This window comes from Pontibacter sp. YIM B11418 (assembly GCF_059278805.1).
The window spans coordinates 160,274-181,359 of record NZ_JCAEMH010000003.1 but is presented as its reverse complement, the minus strand read 5'-3'; the positions used below and the strand labels follow the sequence as shown (position 1 = coordinate 181,359).

Annotated in this window: 21 protein-coding genes; 16 read left to right on the top strand and 5 right to left on the bottom strand. The window is 49.7% G+C overall.

Annotated elements, in window-relative coordinates; all coding sequences use genetic code 11:
• Nucleotides 1-337: 337 nt before the first annotated feature.
• The 4 genes from hisG to hisB are packed head-to-tail and all read left to right on the top strand — an operon-like array spanning nucleotide 338 to nucleotide 4,657.
• Complete coding sequence (hisG, locus tag AC4QZR_RS08525) at nucleotides 338-1,189, top strand: ATP phosphoribosyltransferase (protein ID WP_494480530.1); 852 nt, start codon at nucleotides 338-340, stop codon at nucleotides 1,187-1,189.
• Complete coding sequence (gene hisD / locus AC4QZR_RS08520) at nucleotides 1,189-2,478, top strand: histidinol dehydrogenase (protein ID WP_494480886.1); 1,290 nt, start codon at nucleotides 1,189-1,191, stop codon at nucleotides 2,476-2,478. Before hisG ends, hisD begins: the two co-directional genes overlap by 1 nt.
• On the top strand, nucleotides 2,471-3,517 hold the full coding sequence (hisC, locus tag AC4QZR_RS08515; protein WP_494480529.1) for a histidinol-phosphate transaminase: 1,047 nt from the start codon (nucleotides 2,471-2,473) through the stop codon (nucleotides 3,515-3,517). Before hisD ends, hisC begins: the two co-directional genes overlap by 8 nt.
• A 45-nt stretch (nucleotides 3,518-3,562) precedes the next feature.
• Nucleotides 3,563-4,657, top strand: coding sequence for a bifunctional histidinol-phosphatase/imidazoleglycerol-phosphate dehydratase HisB (gene hisB, locus AC4QZR_RS08510; RefSeq protein WP_494480528.1), 1,095 nt, complete (start codon nucleotides 3,563-3,565; stop codon nucleotides 4,655-4,657).
• Between the two features lie 75 nt (nucleotides 4,658-4,732).
• Here the strand turns inward: hisB and AC4QZR_RS08505 are convergent, their stop codons facing one another.
• Complete coding sequence (locus AC4QZR_RS08505) at nucleotides 4,733-5,140, bottom strand: hypothetical protein (RefSeq protein ID WP_253405832.1); 408 nt, start codon at nucleotides 5,138-5,140, stop codon at nucleotides 4,733-4,735.
• Between the two features lie 567 nt (nucleotides 5,141-5,707).
• Between AC4QZR_RS08505 and AC4QZR_RS08500 the strand changes: the two genes are divergently transcribed.
• From AC4QZR_RS08500 to AC4QZR_RS08465, 8 genes are all read left to right on the top strand, one after another.
• The gene (locus AC4QZR_RS08500) at nucleotides 5,708-7,117 is read left to right on the top strand and encodes an anthranilate synthase component I family protein (RefSeq protein ID WP_494480527.1); all 1,410 of its coding nucleotides are present in this window, start codon (nucleotides 5,708-5,710) and stop codon (nucleotides 7,115-7,117) included.
• A 1-nt stretch (nucleotide 7,118) separates the two neighbouring features.
• Nucleotides 7,119-7,682, top strand: coding sequence for an anthranilate synthase component II (locus AC4QZR_RS08495; protein ID WP_494480526.1), 564 nt, complete (start codon nucleotides 7,119-7,121; stop codon nucleotides 7,680-7,682).
• 85 nt (nucleotides 7,683-7,767) lie between these two features.
• Nucleotides 7,768-8,778 carry an anthranilate phosphoribosyltransferase gene (gene trpD, locus AC4QZR_RS08490; RefSeq protein WP_494480525.1) on the top strand — a complete coding sequence of 337 codons (1,011 nt, stop codon included), beginning with the start codon at nucleotides 7,768-7,770 and terminating at the stop codon, nucleotides 8,776-8,778.
• Between the two features lie 29 nt (nucleotides 8,779-8,807).
• Entirely contained in the window at nucleotides 8,808-9,632 is an 825-nt protein-coding gene (trpC, locus tag AC4QZR_RS08485; RefSeq protein ID WP_494480524.1) for an indole-3-glycerol phosphate synthase TrpC, read from the top strand.
• 39 nt (nucleotides 9,633-9,671) lie between these two features.
• Entirely contained in the window at nucleotides 9,672-10,313 is a 642-nt protein-coding gene (locus AC4QZR_RS08480) for a phosphoribosylanthranilate isomerase (RefSeq protein WP_494480523.1), read from the top strand.
• An 89-nt stretch (nucleotides 10,314-10,402) separates the two neighbouring features.
• Nucleotides 10,403-11,593 (top strand): tryptophan synthase subunit beta, encoded by a 1,191-nt coding sequence (gene trpB / locus AC4QZR_RS08475; RefSeq protein ID WP_494480522.1) that lies wholly within the window; start codon nucleotides 10,403-10,405, stop codon nucleotides 11,591-11,593.
• Nucleotides 11,583-12,371, top strand: coding sequence for a tryptophan synthase subunit alpha (trpA, locus tag AC4QZR_RS08470; RefSeq protein WP_494480521.1), 789 nt, complete (start codon nucleotides 11,583-11,585; stop codon nucleotides 12,369-12,371). Before trpB ends, trpA begins: the two co-directional genes overlap by 11 nt.
• Nucleotides 12,368-13,378 carry a bifunctional 3-deoxy-7-phosphoheptulonate synthase/chorismate mutase gene (locus AC4QZR_RS08465; RefSeq protein WP_494480520.1) on the top strand — a complete coding sequence of 337 codons (1,011 nt, stop codon included), beginning with the start codon at nucleotides 12,368-12,370 and terminating at the stop codon, nucleotides 13,376-13,378. The genes trpA and AC4QZR_RS08465 overlap by 4 nt, the downstream gene beginning before the upstream one ends.
• A gap of 142 nt (nucleotides 13,379-13,520) precedes the next feature.
• On the opposite strand, the gene AC4QZR_RS08460 is transcribed toward AC4QZR_RS08465, so the two are convergent.
• Complete coding sequence (locus tag AC4QZR_RS08460; protein WP_494480519.1) at nucleotides 13,521-15,569, bottom strand: alpha/beta hydrolase family protein; 2,049 nt, start codon at nucleotides 15,567-15,569, stop codon at nucleotides 13,521-13,523.
• A gap of 438 nt (nucleotides 15,570-16,007) precedes the next feature.
• Between AC4QZR_RS08460 and hisH the strand changes: the two genes are divergently transcribed.
• From hisH to hisIE, 4 genes are all read left to right on the top strand, one after another.
• Nucleotides 16,008-16,589, top strand: coding sequence for an imidazole glycerol phosphate synthase subunit HisH (gene hisH, locus AC4QZR_RS08455; protein ID WP_494480518.1), 582 nt, complete (start codon nucleotides 16,008-16,010; stop codon nucleotides 16,587-16,589).
• Nucleotides 16,586-17,308: a 1-(5-phosphoribosyl)-5-[(5-phosphoribosylamino)methylideneamino]imidazole-4-carboxamide isomerase gene (gene hisA, locus AC4QZR_RS08450; protein ID WP_494480517.1), complete on the top strand. Its 723-nt coding sequence runs from the start codon at nucleotides 16,586-16,588 to the stop codon at nucleotides 17,306-17,308. The genes hisH and hisA overlap by 4 nt, the downstream gene beginning before the upstream one ends.
• The gene (gene hisF / locus AC4QZR_RS08445) at nucleotides 17,302-18,060 is read left to right on the top strand and encodes an imidazole glycerol phosphate synthase subunit HisF (protein WP_494480516.1); all 759 of its coding nucleotides are present in this window, start codon (nucleotides 17,302-17,304) and stop codon (nucleotides 18,058-18,060) included. The genes hisA and hisF overlap by 7 nt, the downstream gene beginning before the upstream one ends.
• Nucleotides 18,061-18,267: 207 nt before the next feature.
• Nucleotides 18,268-18,873 carry a bifunctional phosphoribosyl-AMP cyclohydrolase/phosphoribosyl-ATP diphosphatase HisIE gene (gene hisIE, locus AC4QZR_RS08440; protein ID WP_494480515.1) on the top strand — a complete coding sequence of 202 codons (606 nt, stop codon included), beginning with the start codon at nucleotides 18,268-18,270 and terminating at the stop codon, nucleotides 18,871-18,873.
• A 51-nt stretch (nucleotides 18,874-18,924) separates the two neighbouring features.
• On the opposite strand, the gene AC4QZR_RS08435 is transcribed toward hisIE, so the two are convergent.
• The 3 genes from AC4QZR_RS08435 to AC4QZR_RS08425 form a co-directional block, all read right to left on the bottom strand.
• Complete coding sequence (locus AC4QZR_RS08435; protein ID WP_494480514.1) at nucleotides 18,925-19,524, bottom strand: hypothetical protein; 600 nt, start codon at nucleotides 19,522-19,524, stop codon at nucleotides 18,925-18,927.
• 65 nt (nucleotides 19,525-19,589) lie between these two features.
• Complete coding sequence (locus AC4QZR_RS08430) at nucleotides 19,590-20,447, bottom strand: alpha/beta fold hydrolase (protein WP_494480513.1); 858 nt, start codon at nucleotides 20,445-20,447, stop codon at nucleotides 19,590-19,592.
• Nucleotides 20,448-20,471: 24 nt separating this feature from the next.
• On the bottom strand, nucleotides 20,472-20,984 hold the full coding sequence (locus tag AC4QZR_RS08425; RefSeq protein WP_494480512.1) for a TetR/AcrR family transcriptional regulator: 513 nt from the start codon (nucleotides 20,982-20,984) through the stop codon (nucleotides 20,472-20,474).
• Between the last annotated feature and the right edge of the window lie 102 nt (nucleotides 20,985-21,086).

Here is a 21,086-nt window from a genome sequence, read left to right as displayed (position 1 = left end):
TAACTAAAAAGGCACTTGTCGTAACGGGCAGGTGCCTTTTTAGTTAAGGGCTAAATTATGTCACACGCAAAACAATATCGACGCTTGTTTGTATAAACCAAAATCAACTGTACCTTTGCAGCAGCAGATGAGCAAAACCACGCTACATATCATTTCTTTCACTTCTACGGCAGCGCCTGTTGCCTGTGGTTCTGCTGCGCATCACCATCATTTCCATCATTCCTCGTAAGAGGAATAAAACAATCATATAGCCCCCTGTAGGGTCATTGCACCCTTATTATACTTTGCCAGCAGCAAGGTTATACTTATTTGTACCTATTTAATCCATTCAACATATATGCTACGTTTAGCAATCCAGAAATCCGGCAGACTGAGTGAAGACTCGCTGAAACTGATCCGTGAGTGCGGTATCTCTTTTATCACCAGCTCGCTTAAACTCAAAACCGAATCAACCAACTTTCCGCTCGAAATACTATACCTGCGCGATGACGATATACCGGGCTACGTGGCCGATGGTGTGGCCGACATAGGTATAGTGGGAGAGAATGTGCTGGTCGAGGAAGGCATGCAGCACCTGGCGGTAGAACAACTTGGCTTCTCAAAGTGCCGCCTGTCGCTGGCGGTGCCGAAGGGCGACCCCTACGAAGACATCAGCGACCTGCAGGGGAAAAACATCGCCACATCCTATCCTAAACTGCTGCAGGCCTACCTGGATGAAAAAGGCGTACAGGCCAACATCCATACCATCAGCGGTTCTGTAGAAATCGCCCCCAGCATCGGGCTGGCAGAAGCCATCTGCGATATCGTGAGTTCGGGCAGTACCCTGATCAGCAATGGGCTGCGGGAGGTAGAACGTGTGTTCAAGTCGCAGGCGGTCCTGATTGCGAACGGCGGCCTGAATGCTGAAAAGCAGGAGATCCTGAATAAACTGTTGTTCCGCATCCACGCCGTACAGCGCGCCCAGAAAGCGAAGTATATTCTGCTGAACGCCCCGAACGAGAAGATTGCTGTAATCAGCGAGCTGCTGCCAGGAGCAAAATCACCTTCCATCTTGCCACTGGCTGAAGAGGGCTGGAGCTCTTTGCACTCCGTTGTAAATGAGGATGATTTCTGGGAGATCATTGAGAAGCTGAAAGAGGCTGGTGCACAGGGCATATTAGTAGTACCCATTGAAAAGATGATCATATGATGCGTAAAATAGAATTTCCGGCCCGAGCAGACTGGCAGGAACTGGCAAAGCGACCCACCCAAAACTATGAAGACCTGGAGGCAGGTATAGCCCAGACCTTCCAACTGGTGCGGGAGCAGGGCGATGCCGCTTTGCTGGAGCTGACGCAAAGGTATGACGGCGTAAAACTGACAAGCTTCTTTGCTACGCAGGAGGAGTTTGCAACGGCAGAATCTGAATTGTCCGCCGAACTGAAAGAAGCTATTCTGCAGGCCTATAGCAACATACAGCTTTTTCACGCGCAGCAGGCCGAGCAGCCTAAGCAGGTGGAAACCATGCCGGGCGTGACTTGCTGGCGCAAGAGCGTGCCAATCGATCGGGTGGGCTTATACATTCCGGGAGGCACCGCACCTTTGTTCTCAACTTTGCTGATGCTGGGGGTACCAGCCAAGCTTGCCGGTTGTCCGGAGGTGCTCTTGTGCACACCACCATCCAAAGACGGAACCATACATCCGGCCATACGCTACACAGCCTCTCTGCTAGGTATAGATAAAATTGCCAAGGTGGGTGGCGCACAGGCTATTGCAGCCATGGCCTTCGGTACGGAGTCTATACCTGCGGTGAACAAGATTTTCGGACCGGGTAACCAGTACGTGACCGTAGCAAAGCAGATGCTCAGCAAAACCGGTGTAGCCATCGATTTGCCAGCCGGACCATCCGAAGTGCTGGTAATCGCAGACGACTCTGCCAACCCTGCTTTTGTGGCGGCTGATCTGCTTTCGCAGGCGGAGCATGGTGCTGACTCGCAAGTGGTGCTCTTAACTACTTCTGCCCAACTGCTAAGCAGCGTAGCGCAAGAGCTACAGGCACAACTGGAAATTTTGCCCCGCAAAGAGTTTGCCGCCAAAGCTTTACAAAACAGCTTAGGTATACTGTTTGGAAGCGTAGATGAAATGCTGCGTTTTTCAAACCTATATGCACCGGAACACCTGATCCTGTCTATCAACAATTTTGAAGAGGTACTGGACGATATCACAAACGCCGGTTCGGTCTTTCTAGGCAACTACAGTCCGGAATCGGCGGGCGACTACGCCTCCGGCACGAACCATACCTTGCCTACGAATGGCTATGCCCGTGCCTACAGCGGCGTGTCGCTCGACAGCTTTACAAAGAAGATCACCTTTCAGCACATCACGCCGGCAGGCTTGCAGAACATCGGGAAAACGATCGAAGTAATGGCAGCTGCCGAAGGTTTGGAAGCTCACAAAAATGCAGTAAGTATCAGATTAAAGGAGGTGCAAAATGTTTAACCTGGAGAGAATTGTACGGCCGAACGTGCTGAAAATGAAAGCTTATTCTTCCGCACGTGACGAGTTTAAGGGAGCAGCCAGTGTCTTTGTGGATGCCAACGAAAACAACCTGGGTAGCCTGGCTGGAGCAGGATACAACCGTTACCCGGACCCGCATCAGAAAAAGCTGAAAGAGAGGATAGCAGGTATAAAAGGCGTGAAGGCATCCCAGATTTTCCTGGGCAACGGCTCTGACGAGGCCATTGATTTGCTGTTCCGGATGGTGTGCCGGCCGGGACAGGACAGCATGCTGCATCTGCCGCCAACATACGGTATGTACGAGGTATCGGCTAACCTGAACGAGGTGCAACTGGACGCTGTGCAGCTGACGCCGGAGTTTCAGATCCCCGTGCTGGAAGTGCTGCGGCAGGTAAAGGATACGACCAAACTGATCTTTGTCTGCTCACCCAACAACCCGACCGGCAACCTGATCGAGGCAGAAAGCATCGAAACCCTGCTGGATAATTTTGACGGACTGGTGGTGGTCGATGAAGCCTACATTGACTTTGCCGATGCGCCTAGCTGGACCACCCGCTTGGCCGAGTACCCGAACCTGGTCGTTTTGCAGACATTCTCCAAAGCATGGGGTATGGCGGGTTTGCGGTTAGGTATGGCCTTTGCCTCGGAAGAGATCATCGCGTTACTCGACAAGATCAAGCCGCCTTATAATATAAATGAAGCCACCCAGGAGCTGGCGCTGAAAGCACTGGAGCAGACAGAGCAACTGGCCTACATGGTGGAAGAGATCGTGCAGGAAAGGGAAATGCTCGTGCAGGCGCTTCCGACCTTGGATGCCGTGGAAAAGGTATACCCCTCGGATGCCAACTTCCTGTTGGTGAAGGTGAAAGAGGCTAATCGTCTCTATACCTATTTACTGGAGCAAGGCATTGTCGTACGCAATCGTTCCAGCCTGCCCGGCTGCGAAGGCTGTCTGCGCATATCCATCGGCAACGTAGACGAAAACCAGCAACTCTTTCAGGCCATTGCTAAATTTAAATAACTGTAGCCGTCAGCATGCTACATGCTACCAGATAGACTAACATTAATGAAAAAAGCATTATTTATAGACCGTGACGGCACCATACTAGTCGAGCCGAAAACGGATTTCCAGGTGGACTCTTTCGAGAAATTCGAGTTTCTGCCAAAAGTGATTCGTAACCTGTACAAGATCTACACAGAGCTGGATTATGAATTGGTCATGGTTACCAACCAAGACGGACTCGGAACAGACTCTTACCCGGAGCATACCTTCTGGCCTTACCAGAATAAAATGCTCGATATCCTAACAGGCGAAGGTATAGCGTTCGCTGATATCCTGATCGACAGAAGCTTTGAACATGAAGGGCTGGAGACCAGAAAACCAGGTATAGGTATGATGAAAAAGTATCTGTCCGGTGAGTATGACTTGGAGAACTCATATGTGATAGGAGACAGGCTAACGGACGTACAACTAGCCAAAAACCTGGGTGCCAAGGCGATATTTATCGGTGAAAAATCGGTAGAAGAAGCTGCATTAAGCACCAACGACTGGGACGAGATCTATACCTTCCTGAAGCTGCCGGCCCGTCGTGCCACGATCAGGCGCCAAACGAATGAGACGGATATTGCCATTGATCTGAACCTGGATGGTACCGGTAAGATGGACATCCATACCGGCCTTGGCTTTTTTGACCATATGCTGGAGCAGCTCGCCAAGCACGGCAAGCTGGACCTGAGCATACAGGTAAAAGGTGACCTGCACATCGACGAGCACCATACCATCGAAGACACCGGACTGGCCCTGGGAGAAGCCTTCCTGGCTGCATTAGGAGACAAGAAAGGTATTAGCCGCTATGGGTTTTTATTGCCGATGGATGACGTGCTGGCGCAGGTAGCCATTGACTTTAGCGGAAGACCCTGGACCGTATGGGAGGCTGAGTTCAAGCGCGAGAAAGTGGGGGACATGCCGACTGAAATGTTCTTCCATTTCTTTAAGTCGTTCAGCGACGCGGCCAAGTGCAACCTCAATGTGAAAGCCGAAGGGCAAAACGAACACCACAAGATCGAGGCGATCTTCAAGGCATTTGCCAAAGCGATTCAGGTGGCGGTAAAACGCAATCCGGAAGACAACTCTATACCTAGCACGAAAGGGACTTTGTAAAGTGACTGGAAATAAAAAGGCTGACTGTAAGTTAACAGTCAGCCTTTTATCTGGTTGTAAGCGGTTGGTTGGATTTCAGCAGGCGCGCAACCAGTCGCTGGCTGCTTCTATATCATCAAAAGTTTGAATAAAGCTTTGGTCTTCTGTGCAGTTGAGCGTCTTGTCAGCGGAAAGGCGACTAAAAGTGCTGGGAGAGTATACCCAGGCAAAACATTCCAGCCCGGCAGCCTGCATCCTCGGGAGCCAGTCCTGGCCCACCCATTTGGAGGCCCCTGACCAGATCCCTTCCACGTTCGTATTGTCGTTCAGCACCTTGGTGCAGTTCGATTCCAGCAGCAGCTCCAGAATTTTCTCGCAGCCAGCTACCACGGTGTCGTAGTTCTGGTAGCCGCGCCAATTTACATATAGCCAGCCCTCCGTGTGGTTAAATTCAATAAGTATATTACTTTGTCTGTGTAAGATTTCGTTTCTAACCAATTTCATAGCACCCTCTCCAATATATCCGGCTTTACCCCAGTTTGCCGGCCCGGGTTATGTTCTAAACCATTGGCCAGGGTAAATACATACAAGTGGAATTGGTTCTACTCAAAAATCAGACCCAAACAGCGTCCGCCAGCCAGGATGCTCCAAATTGCTGGCAAATAAAGTTTAACCGTAAGGGGCATGGCGGTTGCTTTTACAAAAAATTCCCAAATAAGGAATTTGCTGTCCCAAATCAAGGTGCAGGCGATTATACAGGCAGCGTACAGCTTTTTTCTGAAAGTTGAGGAGGGATCTGGAGGCATCTGGTCAAAAATATTTTCCAGAGAATTTGTATTCCCCGGTTTAGCCTTTACCTTTGCAACACAGGGACCCCATATTCTCTGTTTTCAAAAAAGCACATGATCCAAAATTTTCTTCATACAGCATGGTGGTGGCACGTTACGCAAAGTCTCGTGAACAGCCCTGCTATGTATATTATGAAGAGATAGTATAGTCTATAGCCAAAGGTATAAAAGCCTGCTGTTCGCCTGAACAGCAGGCTTTTTTGTTTTTAATTCTATTTGAAAGATGACAAAGTATAAGATCACAACAACTTATAAGCGGCTTTTGGCCGACACACTTACACCGGTGAGTGTATACCTGAAACTGCGCGACCGGTTCCCAAACAGCATCCTGCTGGAGAGCTCGGATTACCACGGCGCAGAGAACAGCTTCTCTTATATCTGCTGCAGTCCGTTGGCAAGCATTAAAGCCGAAAACGAAGTATTGACCGAAGTGTTTCCGGATGGTAACTCTGTAGAAACACCCATCTCAAAAGAGCTGAATGTGCCAGCGAGACTGTCTGCTTTTGCCGGCAGATTTGAGCCTGAGCAAAACAACTTCAACTTTATCAGCAATGGTTTGTTTGGCTACATGAACTACGATGCAGTGCGTTATTTTGAGGATGTGGAGTTGAATCTTCGCCCGGATCGCCAGCAGATGCCGGATCTATACTATGCCGTTTACCGCTACATCATTGCCATCAACCACTTTACTAATGAGGCTTTTATTTTCTCGCATTCTTATGGAGAGGAAAAGGAGACAGGTATAGCACAGCTGGAGGCCCTCCTCAACAGCCGCAACATTCCGAGCTATACCTTCAAATCGATAGGCGAGGAAACTTGCAACATTAGCAGAGAGGCATTTCTGCAGAATATCAGGCGGGCGAAAGAGCACTGCTTTCGGGGCGATGTGTTTCAGCTGGTATTATCGCGTCGCTTTGAGCAAGCATTTCAGGGAGATGACTTTAATGTGTACCGGGCCCTCCGCTCTGTTAACCCCTCGCCATACCTGTTCTACTTCGACTACGGCAGCTTTAAGATTTTTGGCTCTTCGCCGGAGGCGCAGCTAGTGATCAAAGACGGCAAAGCCAGCATTTTTCCGATAGCAGGTACTTTCCGAAGAACCGGTGATGATGCCGCCGACGCTGCACTGGCCGAAAAACTCCTGGCTGACCCGAAAGAGAATGCCGAGCACGTGATGCTGGTAGACCTGGCCCGCAACGACCTGAGTCGCAACGGGCACAGTGTGGAAGTGGAGACGTTCCAGGAGATTCAGTTTTACTCGCATGTCATTCACTTGGTGTCTAAAGTATCGGGGCAGCTACACAACCAGGAAGACTCACTGCAAATGGTGGCCAGTACTTTTCCGGCCGGTACACTCTCTGGCGCTCCCAAGTACAAGGCCATGCAACTGATCGATCAGTACGAAACCACCAACCGCTCTTTTTACGGAGGCTGCATCGGCTTCATGGATTTCAACGGTAATTTCAACAGCGCCATCATGATCCGCTCTTTTCTGAGCAAAGACTATAAACTTTTCTACCAGGCCGGTGCAGGTATAGTCGCCGCCTCTGACGAAAACAGCGAATTGCAGGAAGTCGACAACAAACTAATGGCTTTGCGCAAAGCCCTCACCTTAGCACAGGAGATCAACTAATATGAAAGTTCTGGTAATCGACAATTACGATTCGTTCACTTACAACCTTGTGCACCTGTTACAGGAACTGGGAGCTGAAGTAACCGTGCGGCGCAACGACAAGACAAGCCTGGAGGAAGTGGCGCAATTTGATAAAATAATGCTTTCGCCGGGACCCGGTATACCTGATGAGGCCGGGATGCTTAAGGAAATCATCCGGGAGTTTGGGTCGAGCAAAAGTCTTTTCGGAGTATGTCTCGGATATCAGGCAATAGGTGAGGTATACGGCGGTAAGTTATTAAACAGCAACAAGGTATGGCACGGTATAGCTACTCCTGTTGAAGTGATTTGTGAGAAAGAACCGCTTTTCCAAAGCCTGCCGAAGCACTTCAACACCGGCCGCTACCACTCCTGGCTGGTGGAGCAAAACCTGCCTGACTGCCTGGTGCCAACCGCAGTTGATAATTCCGGCAATATCATGGCGCTGCGCCACCAAAACTATGATGTGCGTGGTGTGCAATTCCACCCAGAGTCCGTGCTGACAGAGCATGGGCGGGAGATGATTAAGAACTGGCTGGAAAATTAGACATAGGAATAAGTGACAAAGGACTAAACAGCGATTAACAAGAGGTCCTTTGTCTTTAATCAAATAATCATTTGTCAAGAGCAACATGAAAGAAATACTGAATCACTTATTTGAACATAAAACTCTGAGCCGTGAACAGGCGCGGGAAGTACTGAAAAACATTGCTACTGGCAGGTATAACCAAAACCAGGTTTCTAGCTTCCTGACTGTATACATGATGCGTAGCATCACGGTGGAGGAACTGGAGGGCTTTCGCAATGCCTTACTGGAGCTTTGCCATCGGGTAGACCTGGATGCTTATGACCCGATCGACCTTTGTGGTACAGGCGGTGATGGCAAGGATACCTTTAATATCTCCACACTCTCTTCCTTTGTGGTAGCGACAAATGGCATTGCGGTGGCCAAGCATGGCAACTACGGGGTGTCTTCTTCCTGCGGATCGTCGAACGTGCTGGAAGCGCTAGGTATAAAGTTTACTACCGATACCGACAAACTGGAACGCAGCATCGCCGAGTATAACATCTGTTTTCTGCATGCCCCTCTTTTCCATCCGGCCATGAAAAGTGTCGGCTCCATTCGGAAAGACCTTGCCGTGAAAACCTTTTTCAATATGCTTGGCCCGATGGTGAACCCGGCTTTCCCGAAGAAACAGTTGGTGGGTGTGTTCAGCCTTGAACTGGCCCGCATGTTTGGCTACCTCTACCAACAGCAGCCTGACATCCGATATAGCATCCTCCATACCCTGGACGGTTACGACGAAATCTCTCTGACCAGTCCTTTTAAAGTGATTGCAGACAATAAAGAGCAATTGCTCGATGCCAATGATCTGGGCCTTGGTCGTCTGGAGCACAGTCAGATAAAAAGCGGAGGAGGTGTAGCGGAATCTGCCGACATTTTCCTGAAGGTGCTCAAAGGGGATGGCACGCCAGCCCAAAATGATGTAGTCGCCGCCAACGCTGGTATGGCCATCCACTGCGCCCGCCCCGAAACGGCTATACCTGAAGCCGTTGCTATAGCTAAAGAAACACTAGAATCCGGTAAGGCTTATACCTTGTTTAACAAACTGATACAAGATACAAAGCTGGTGACAGCCTGATTATTTAAACAACTTCAATTTCGATAACCATGAATATACTCAATCTAATCATCGCCCATAAATACAAAGAAGTTGCAGACCGCAAGGCGCTATACCCGGTGAAGCTACTGGAGAAGAGTTTATACTTCGAGACGCCTTGCCTATCGCTGGAACGCTACCTGTTGCGGCCAGACAAGAGTGGCATCATTGCCGAGATCAAGCGAAAGTCTCCTTCCAAAGGCGATATCAACCCATACGTTTCGGTGGAACGCACCTCAATTGGCTACATGCAGGCAGGTGCATCGGCATTGTCTATCCTGACGGACTCACACTATTTCGGGGGCAAGAACGAAGACCTGATGATCGCCCGCAAGTACAACTTCTGCCCGATTCTGCGCAAAGACTTTACAGTAGACGAATACCAAATCGTGGAGGCCAAGTCTATCGGAGCCGACGCCATCTTGCTAATTGCGGCTGCTTTGGAACCTGACAGACTAAAACAACTGGCCGCTTTTGCCCGCTCTTTCGGACTGGAGGTTTTACTGGAGGTGCATTCTCAACAGGAACTGGAAGTTTCACTGTGTGATGATGTGACTATTGTGGGAGTAAACAACCGCAACCTCCAGACTTTCCAGACCGATGTTGCCTTGTCCCTGGAACTGTCGCAGCATATTCCGGCACGTATGACTAAGGTGTCGGAAAGCGGATTGAAGTCACCTGAGACATTGGTGGAGCTACAGCAGGTGGGTTATAATGGCTTCCTGATCGGGGAGACCTTTATGACTGACGGCAGACCGGAACGTGCCGCTGCTGAGTTCATCCGGGAGCTGCGCCAGCTGCAACAGCACGATTCGCTAGTGCAGGCGCAGGCGTAAACTCGAATTACACATAACACTATTCAAACGATCGGCAGAATGAAAGACCTGAAAATAAAAGTTTGCGGTATGCTCGACCCGGATAATATCCGGCAGGTCGCTGCACTACAACCCGACTACATGGGCTTTATCTTTTATAAAGGCTCTAAGCGTTACTGCGAAGGCCATATCACCCAGGAAATCTTAGCCGAGCTTCCGGCAGGTATACACAAAGTGGGGGTATTTGTGAATGAAGCGACCGAGGTTATACAGGATACTATTAAAAAGTATGGACTGGATCTGGTGCAACTACATGGCCATGAAACGCCGGGGCAATGTCGGGAATTGCAGGAGACAGGTATACGCCTGATCAAGGCCTTTTCGGTAGATGATCGTTTTTCCTTCGAGAACACCTTGCTCTACGAACGTTACTGCGAGTTCTTTCTTTTCGACACGCGTGGCAACAACTTTGGCGGCAACGGTACGGTCTTCGATTGGGAAATGCTCAAAGGCTACTTCTCACCTATACCTTACTTCCTGAGCGGGGGTCTGAATCTGGAAAACCTGCAGAGCAAAGAGTTCGAGAAGCTGCGACCAAAGCCATTCGCCATTGACGTGAACAGTGGTTTTGAGCTGGAGCCAGGGCTGAAGGATGTGGAGAAGCTGAAAGAGTTAGTCACATTAATAAAGGAAAGAGACTAAATTAACTGTCATCTCGACGACAGGAGCGATCCAGATCCAAAGCTATCAGATTTCTCCCGCTGTCCGAAATGACAAAATAAAAATATCACATGAAATACTCATTAGACGAAAACGGATTTTACGGCAGGTTTGGCGGCGCGTATGTTCCCGAAATGCTATACCCCAATGTGGAGGAACTGCGGCAGAATTACCTGACCATCATGGCGGAGCCGGATTTTCAGGAGGAAATGCAGAGTTTGCTACGGGATTATGTAGGCCGCCCGACGCCGCTATACCTGGCCAAGCGGCTTTCCGAAAAATATAACACGAACATCTACCTGAAGCGGGAGGACCTGAACCATACCGGTGCGCATAAGATCAACAATACTATCGGGCAGATTTTGCTGGCTAAGCGGCTGGGCAAAACCCGCATCATAGCCGAGACAGGTGCTGGTCAGCATGGCGTGGCCACGGCTACGGTTTGTGCGCTGATGAACCTCGAGTGCATCGTGTATATGGGTGAAGTAGATATTGAACGACAGGCGCCTAATGTAGCCCGTATGAAAATGTTAGGTGCTACTGTAGTGCCCGCCACCAGCGGCAGCCGCACGCTTAAAGATGCGACCAACGAAGCGATTCGCGATTGGATCAACAACCCGGAAGACACCTATTATATTATCGGCTCGGTGGTGGGTCCGCACCCGTACCCGGACATGGTGGCGCGTTTTCAGTCAGTGATTTCAGAAGAAATGAAAGCGCAGTTGCTGGAGAAAACCGGCAGCGGGAATCCGAATTATGTTGTGGCCTGTGTAGGCGGCGGCAGCAACGCAGCTGGTGCTTTTTACCACTACCTAGATACGCCTGAAGTGAAACTTGTCGCGGTGGAAGCGGCTGGCTTAGGTATAGACTCCGGTGAATCTGCCGCTACCTCGGTGCTGGGCAAAGAAGGCATCATCCACGGCAGCCGCACTTTACTAATGCAGACCGAAGACGGGCAGGTGACAGAGCCTTACTCCATTTCCGCAGGCCTGGACTACCCAGGTGTGGGTCCGCTGCATGCGCATTTGCATCAGTCAGGCCGTGCGATTTTTGAAAGCATTACCGATGAGGAAGCACTGCAGGCCGTGCTGGAACTGACCCGACTCGAAGGCATTATACCTGCGCTGGAAACAGCTCACGCCTTGGCAGTAATCGGCAGACTGGGCGCGAAGCCGGATGAAGTGGTGGTAATTAACCTTTCCGGACGCGGCGACAAAGATTTGGCAACTTACTTAGACAGATTCAACTTCGATGGAAAATAGATTGCAGCAATTATTCGCCCAAAAACCAAAAGGCTTGCTTTCGGTTTACTTCACGGCCGGCTTCCCAAATTTAGAAGATACGGTGCCTATTATACTGGAACTGGAGAAAAACGGGGTAGACCTGATCGAGATCGGCATGCCCTTTTCGGACCCGCTGGCTGACGGCCCGACCATACAGCAAAGCTCCGAAGTAGCGATCCGAAACGGCATGACCATACCTAAGTTATTTGCACAATTGCAGGATATCCGGCAGCATACCCAGATACCGCTGGTGCTGATGGGCTACCTGAACCCGGTGATGCAATATGGCGTGGAACGCTTTCTGCAGAAAGCCAGCGAACTAGGTATAGACGGGTTGATTTTGCCGGACCTGCCACTTTCGGACTATGTGCGGGAGTACAAGGAGGTATTCGAAAGGTATAAACTCAGTAACATTTTCCTGATAACACCGCAGACGCCGGAGCAGCGCATCCGTGAAATCGACACCCACACCAATGGTTTTATTTATATGGTATCCTCGGCTTCGGTGACGGGTGGTACTTCGAGGCAGTCGGTGGTTAACACTACTTATTTTGAGCGGGTGAAAGGGATGGGCTTATGCAACCCGTGCATCATCGGATTTGGCATACACAACCAGGAAACATTTGCCCAGGCCTGCCACCATGCCAGCGGCGCCATTATTGGCAGTGCTTTTATTAAGGCCATAGCTAAAGAGGGCAGCCTCAGCGAAAACATCAGCACATTTATTCAGAGCATCAGACAGAAAGAAACAGTATGATCATACAATTGCAGCAAGGTATACCTGCCGAACTACTGGAAGCTATACTGCAGGAAGTGAAAGGTATCGGCTTTAATGCCAATGAAGTAAGAACACAGGAAGCGCACTACATTGTCGGTATCGGCAAGAAAGATTTTGACATCCGTACACTTGGGCAGCTGCCGGGTGTGGCGGACATTCACCGCGTGTCAGACGAGTACAAACTGATCTCCCGCAAGTGGCGCGTCAATCCTACGTTAATCGATTTAGCCGATGGCGTGGTGATCGGAGAAGGCAACTTCAGCATCATGGCCGGTCCGTGCTCCATTGAGAGTGAGCGGCAGATTGAGTTGGTAGTGGAGCACCTGAAGGCAAACAATGTGAAGATCATGCGGGGCGGCGTGTTCAAGCCGCGCAGTTCGCCTTATGCTTTCAGAGGTATGGGACTCGAGGGATTGCGCATGTTTCACCAGCTTTGCAGCCAGAACGGCATCAAGATCATCACCGAAGTCATGCAGGTATCACAGATTGAGGACATGGTCGACTATGTGGATGTGTTTCAAGTGGGTGCCCGTAACAGTCAGAACTTCAATTTGCTGGACGCACTGGGTGAAGCACAGAAACCCGTGTTGCTGAAGCGGGGCATTTCCGGAACAATAGAAGAATTGCTGCAGGCCGCTGAGTACATCTTCTCGAACGGCAATGAAAAAATCATGCTGTGCGAGCGCGGTATACGCTCTTACGAAAATTCCTACCGTAACGTGCTGGATCTGAATGCTGTGCCCGTGCTGAAAGCCAAAACGCACTTGCCGGTGATTGTGGACCCATCACACGGCATCGGCCTGCGGGATCATGTAGAACCGATGTCGCTGGCTGCCGTCATGGCAGGAGCCGATGGTGTGATCTACGAAACACATCAGAAGCCGGAGGAAGCTTTCTCAGACGGACAGCAGACGGTGAATTTTCAGGAATCGGAGCGTTTGATTAAGCGGATGCGGCAGGCGTATGAGTTGCGGGAAAGTTTTTAGATTCGTATATAAAAGTCCCCATTTGAAGGGGGAGGTGGATGTTAATTCATACAGGAGCCAACACCCCTGTAGTCCCCTCGAGGGGACAGTCTCCATATAAGCACAAAAAAGCCCAGTACTGAATGGTACCGGGCTTTCTGTTTTAGTTTGCTTTTTTCTCGAGCGTTTCATTTAACCACTTGAAGAACTCACGCTGCCACACCATGGCATTCTGCGGCTGCAGTACCCAGTGATTTTCGTCAGGCAGGTATAGCAAGCGGCTCTTGATGCCTTTGAGTTGCGCTAGCTGGAAAGCCTGCAGACCCTGCTCTATACCTACACGGAAATCCTGACCACCTTGCACAATCAAAATAGGCGTATCCCACTTGTTGGCGAGCTCGATCGGGTTGTACTCCTTATAGCTTTGAGGTGATTTGGTCTCCCAGTAAGGACCCTTCAGTTCGTTGTTGGCGAAGAACATCTCCTCGGTAGTACCATACCAGCTGCGCATGTCAAACAATCCGTCGTGGGCGATGAAAGTCTTGAAACGACCTTCGTGGAGACCAGCCAGCATAAATACGGAATAACCGCCGTAGCTCGCACCAATTGCACCCAATCGGTCTTTGTCCACATAAGATTCTTTGGCCACATCATCGATAGCAGACAGGTAGTCTCGGATAGGTTGACCACCCCAGTCACCGCTGATCTGTCGGTTCCACTCATCACCATGGCCCGGCATACCGCGACGGTTTGGTGCCACCACGATGTAACCCTGCGCTGCGATCAGCTGCAGGTTCCAGCGGTAAGAGTAAAACTGTGTGAGAGCCGACTGCGGACCGCCCTGGCAATAAAGTAGCGTTGGATATTTCTTATTCGGATCGAAGTCCGGTGGGTATACAACCCATGAGAAGAGGTCTTTGCCATCGCTGGCTTTGGTCGTGCGTGGCTCCACTTTGCTCTTCGCCAGCTTGCCGTATACCTCGTCATTCACTGTGGTCAGCTGCGTCAGCTTGCCTGACTTGGTTTCCAGGCGGTATAGTTCCGGAGCACGGTTCATGTCGTTGCGCGACACGATCAGGTTATTGCCAGTCTGCCCCACGATACCGTTCACATCGAACTGTCCTTTCGTTACCTGGCGTATACCTTTAGTAGTGAATTTGTCGAGGTTCTTAGTGAGCGCGATCTCATATACCTGTATCGTGCCTTTGGTTGGGGCCACAAACCAGATCTTGCTGCCATCATTGCTCCATTCAAACCCGTTGATCGTCTCGTCCCAATCCTTGGTCAGGTTGTGTTTTTTACCCGACTTTGTGTCCAGCACGATTAGCTCGTTCTGGTCGGCTTCGTTGCCGTCTTCGTCCATGGCCAGCCAGGCCAGTTTAGAACCATCAGCGCTGTAGATAGGATGGGTGTCGTAGCCCAGGTTACTCTCGGTGAGGTTAGTAGTTTTGCCGCTGGCGATATCGTAGCGGTAGATGTCGGTGTTGGTGCTTACGGCGTAGGCCTTACCGAACTTTTTCTTGCTCACGTAAAGAATGGCCTTGCTGTCCGGGCTCCAGATCACGTCTTCTTTGCCTCCGAAAGGCAATTGTGGCGCATCGAATGGCTCTCCCTTCATCAGGTCGACCGGCGTGCCCAGCTGGCCGTTGTTGTAGCTAGCGAAGAAGATGTGCTGAAATTTACCGTCTTCCCAGGTATCCCAGTGGCGGTAGTTCAGGTCATCGTATACATAGACATCCGATTTCTTCAGCTCCGGGTAGATGTCGGTACTGTGCATCTTTTTCACTTCCACTTCTCGGGAGAACAACATGTGTTTTCCATCCGGAGAGAAACGCACGTTGCTTAGTCCACCTTCCACGTTGGTCAGTTGTTTTGGCTCGCCCTTGCCACCTGCTAACTGCCACAACTGGCCTTTGTGCAGGTATACGATGTTGTCGGTAGCCTTATCTATGTGCACCACGCTCTCGCCGCCCTTGGTAGAGGTCAGCTGCGTTGCTTGTCCGCCCGTAACAGGTATAGCATACAGGTTGCGCTCGCTGTTGTTTTCCTCCACATTGGGGTAACTGATGCCATAGATCACGGATTTACCGTCGGGAGTTATGGTTTCTGCAGAAACCCGACCCAGCTTCCAAAGCAGTTCCGGGGTCATGCGCTGTTGTGCCTGCGCCATTGTCACGGCAAACACACCAGCCAGTATCATTATCTTTTTCATATTCCAAAAATACCTAAAACCTGACATTCTGAAAAGGTAATTGAGCTTGCCAAGAAAAAAGAATCAGGTATAGGCATGGTATTACGTTGGGCGTACCCTATATTTGTAGCAATGAAAGGCACACTGGCACATCTGCACCATCATCATGCACGAAACAAAAGTTTCGGAGCCGCTAGCCTATGGATTTGATTTAATGTATTAAATACATATTTCCAAAAGCCTGACTCCGAACCGAGTCAGGCTTTTTTTGTTTATCTGAATCAGGATTTAAGAATTGACAGGATTGGAGTTGCTTGAAAACTATTAGGTGTTCTCTCTGTTTCGTTTTGCGAACCATTCTGAAACGTAAACTGAAGCAAGCCTAAGGTTGCAGGTGCTTTAAACACGTTCTATTTTATCTATTATTCATTAGTCACTAATTTATTAGTCATCAAATAAATGAACCTCGTTATAGTTGATTACAAAGCTGGTAATGTGCAGTCGGTGCTGTTTGCACTGGAGCGGCTGGAGGTGCAGGCTACGCTAAGCTCTGATTTTGAAACGATCAAGGCGGCAGATAAAGTGATCTTTCCGGGAGTGGGAGAGGCTTCTTCGGCCATGGCGCAGCTGCGGGCACGCAATCTGGATAAGTTACTGCCAACACTCGAGCAACCCTTTTTCGGGGTGTGTTTAGGTATGCAGTTGCTCTGCGAGCATTCTGAAGAGGGCGATACGGACATGTTGGGCATCATCCCTTTGCCTGTCAAGCGATTTCAAACAGACCTGAAAGTGCCACACATGGGGTGGAACCAGCTTGAGAAGCTGCAATCGCCTTTATTTACAGGTATAGCCGAAGGTGAATACGCCTATTATGTACACAGTTTTTATGTACCGCTGAGTGCGTATACCATTGCTCAGACTTCTTATCCGGAGCCCTTCTCGGCTGCCTTACAATATAAAAACTTCTACGCCGCGCAGTTTCACCCCGAAAAAAGCGGTCCTGCCGGTTCTCAGATCATCAAAAACTTCCTTGCCTTATGATGGAGATTATACCTGCCATTGACCTGATCGGTGGTCAGTGCGTGCGCCTCACCGAGGGTGACTTCGACCAGCAAACCACCTACGACAGCAATCCGCTGGAAGTAGCCAAACGCTTTGAAGCCAGTGGTATCAAGCGCCTGCACCTGGTGGACCTCGATGGTGCCCGCGCCCGCAAACCGGTAAACTTGTCTGTTTTGGAAAGCATTGCTGCCAACACCAACCTTGTTATCGACTTTGGTGGTGGCTTGCAGTCAGACGAGGCGGTGAAACAGGCTTTTGATGCGGGTGCTGCGCAGATTACAGCCGGGAGCATAGCGGTACGGGAGCCGGAGAAGGTAAAAAACTGGCTCTTGCAGTATGGCGCAGACAAGATCATCATCGGAGCGGATTTCAAAGGCACTAACATCGCCATCAGCGCCTGGACCGAAGAAAGCAAATACCCGCTGCAGGATTTTATGTCAGGTTACCTGAAAACCGGTGCCAAACTGTTCATCTGCACCGACGTGAGCAAAGACGGCAAACTGCAGGGACCATCCACCAACACCTACCGTCACCTGAAACTCACTTTGCCTGATGCCCAGGTAATTGCCAGTGGTGGCGTCACGACAGTGCAGGATCTGGAAGAGCTGCAGGAGATCGGCGTAAAAGGCGCTATTATTGGCAAAGCGATCTACGAAGGAACAATCACATTAAAGGACTTAGCGCGATTTTTATGTTAACCAAACGCATTATACCTTGTCTGGATATCAAGAACGGTCGCACCGTAAAGGGTGTCCGTTTTGAGAACATCCGCGATGCCGGTGACCCGGTGGAACTAGCCAAATGGTATGCTGAACAGGGTGCAGACGAACTGGTGTTTCTGGACATCACAGCCACCAACGAAGAGCGCAAGACCTTTGCAGAGCTTGTGCGCGACATTGCCCGCCACATCGATATTCCTTTCACGGTGGGTGGCGGCATCAGTGCTGTGGCTGATGTGGAGGTGCTCTTAATGGCGGGTGCCGATAAAGTGTCGATCAACTCCGCTGCCATTCGCAATCCGCAATTGGTGGAGGATTTGGCACTTCGATTTGGCAGCCAGTGCGTAACCGTGGCCATCGACACCAAGTATACCGAAGCCACTGGTTGGAAGGTATACGCCCGCGCCGGCACCGTAGAAACCGAACATGCCACCGTGGATTGGGCCAGGAAGGTGGTGGAGCTCGGTGCCGGAGAAATTTTACTCACCAGCATGAATAACGATGGCACCAAAGCCGGTTTTGCACTCGACATCACAAAGGCCGTTTCAGAATCTGTTTCCGTGCCTGTTATCGCCTCAGGAGGCGCCGGCACCATGCAGCATTTCGCCGACGCTTTCCAAGTAGCCCATGCCGATGCTGCCCTCGCCGCCAGTCTCTTCCATTTCCGTGAACTGGATATACCTGATCTGAAGCGGTTTCTTAAAGCCGAAGGTATAGCCGTGAGAGTGTGATTTTTGATTGAGTGATGGAGTGGATGAGTGATTGTTGAATTGTTAAATGGTTAAATTGTTGATTGTTTTTTATGCACGATTCGAGCAGGTCACGGCCCGTCCATCGTGCACTGATAATCAAGCAGTGAAATCTTTCTTAATTATGCACAAAACAACAATTTAACCATTTAAAACTCCTAGACTTTCTAACTTTTAAACTTTCTAACTATGTTAGATTTCAATAAAATGGGCGGGCTTATACCTGCCGTGATACAGGATGCTGATTCGAGTCAGGTGCTGATGCTGGGCTACATGAACCAGGAGGCATTTGATAAGACGCAAAAAGAGGGGCTGGTGACGTTTTTCTCCCGCTCGAAAAACCGCCTCTGGACCAAGGGTGAAACCTCCGGCCATACCTTAACGGTGGTTAATATCGCCGAAGATTGCGACAACGACTCGCTCTTAATTAAGGTAAAACCCAACGGACCAACCTGCCATACCGGCGATACCAGTTGCTTTGGGGAAGATGCATCCGCTAAACGCATGGCGGCTATCCAGTTTATTGCCAGACTCGAAGAGGTGATACAACAACGCAAGGCGAACCCGACGGAAGCGTCCTATACCAATTTCCTGTTCGACAAGGGCGTGAACAAGATTGCCCAAAAAGTAGGCGAGGAGGCTGTGGAAACCGTGATCGATGCCGTGGCCGGCAAACTGGACACCATGAAAGGGGAGGCGGCCGATCTGCTCTACCACTTACTGGTGCTGCTGGCAGCTACCGGACTGGAGTTAGCCGATGTGGTGGCTGTGCTGCAGGAGCGTCATAAAAAATAAAAACCAGTCGCGTTTGCGGCTGGTTTATACCTTATATAGAAGCAAATTTGTTTAGTGAGCGTTTACCAATTTCAGGTTATTGAAACTGCCCTTTAACGTAATGTTGCACTTGCGGGGTTTAGTCGGGTTGCTCTCGTAAGAGGTAGGATCTGTCACATTGCTGATCATCACTTCAAAACTGCCGCTCGCCAGGCCAGTCGTGGCATTGTATGCCGTGATCTCAATCATGCCTTCCATCCGGTTACCACTGCTGAACAAAGCGCTTTTGCTTGTTTTGTTGTAGTAGTGGTAGTAGGTAATATCGGCACGTCCCTTTTTGTTGTTGGAAAGTGAACGGATTGGATAGGTGCCGATATAGCCATTCAAAAGGTCCGCTTGCTTGATATTAAATACCACGGCATCATTGCCATTCGGACGGGACGGCGCGAAATCTATCTGTAGTTTTTCTTCATCCGACAAGAGTTGCATCTCCCTCAAGCTAAGGCTGTAGACTGCTTTTTCTTCCTCCTCAGATTCCAGATAATTAAATGTCCTTTCCATGTTAGCCTCCACTTTCGGTACGATCGTGGTGCTCTCATCATCTTTCTGGTCACATGAAAATGTAAAAAATGCAATGACTAAAAGCCATGTTGAAGGTATGATCTTTTTCATAGTTTTAATTTGACTATAAAGGTATGAAAAAGAATACTATATCTGCAATAAATATTACATATTCTTTATATAAAATGTTTAATCATATCAGCGATTTCTCCTCCTTTTTCCTCCTGCACAAAGTGACCGGCCTCTAAACGCTTTACTTCCGCTTCCGGAAATGCTTGTTTCCATTTATCAAGTAGATGCAGCGGTAGAAGATTGTCCTTCTCTCCCCAAAGAATCAGTTTAGGTATAGCACGAAGCTTTTCACGCTGCTTCCAAAGGCTGGCAAACCATGGTCCTGACTCTTTAAGCGCAACCGCAAAGTGCCAGGTACCCATTCGGTTACGGCTATTATTGAGCGGTTTTAAGTAATGTTGGTGCACGTCTTTGCTGAGGTGTCGTTTCTGATGGTAGCCTTTGGGCAGGAGCATACGCGGCGAAAAGCCCAGGTTCAGGTAGAGGAACTGCCCAAGGCGTCCATTGAGAAAACTACTGATTTTCATCATCTGCTTTTCGTTTTCCAGCGACCACATCCAGGTATTCAAAATGACCAAACGTTTGACATTCTCCGGATGCCTGAGGGCGTAATTTAGACTGATTGGTCCGCCAAAATCGTGTACCACCAGGGTAATGTCTTTCAGTTGAAGCTGATCGATCAGTTGCTCCAAGTTTTGTGCGTGTGCTTCGGGGGTATAGGAAAAGTCCACTGGTTTGTCGGACAGTCCAAAACCCAGATGGTCGGGGGCTATGCAGCGGTGGGTTCGGCTTAGCGCCTTGATCTGCTGTCGCCAGACAAACGACCAGGTAGGCGTGCCGTGCACAAACACAATGGGTTCGCCCCGTCCTTCGTCCACATAATGCAATTGTCCGCTTTGGAGTTCTATCGTATGATGCGCAAAAGGGTACAGAATGCGGTCAAGCCAGTTAGGTGATTTCATATTGTTCTTTAAATCAATCAACAATCACTTCTTATACTTCATAATCAGGAGGGAAGCCACGTCATCGATGGGGTAGTTGTCGTAGAGTAAAAAATGGCTTGCCATACCGTCGATGGTGGCAAAGAGGAGCTTGGCTTCGAGGTCAGGGAAGGGGATGCCTGCCTCGATCAGGTTTTGCCGGATACGGTCTTCAATGTAGGCTGTTTGCTCTTGCATGCCGTCCATCAATTTCCTGACTACTTCTGACTGTATCCGGATGCCGTGCAGCAGCTTCCAGAAATCCTGTTTCTCCTTCAGTAGCTTCACAGTTTGCCGGATATGTTGCTCTATACCAGAGCCACCTTGTTCAGGAGTTTGTACAAAGGAGGCGTGTATGTCTTCCACGCTGCGCCGAAAGATCTCTTCCAGCAACTCGTCTTTGCTTTTGAAATAATTGTAGAGCAGGCCGAGTGACATGCCTGCTTGGCTGGCGATGTTGCGGATCGAAGTCGCTTCATAACCCTTTGATGCGAATAGCCTTAAGGCTATTTCAACCAATTTATTAATGCTGTATTCTCTTTTTTCCTGAAACCGGGGCATTGTATCCTGAACATTTGCTCAAATATACAATGATTGAACGTTCGTTCATAACTAAAGTTG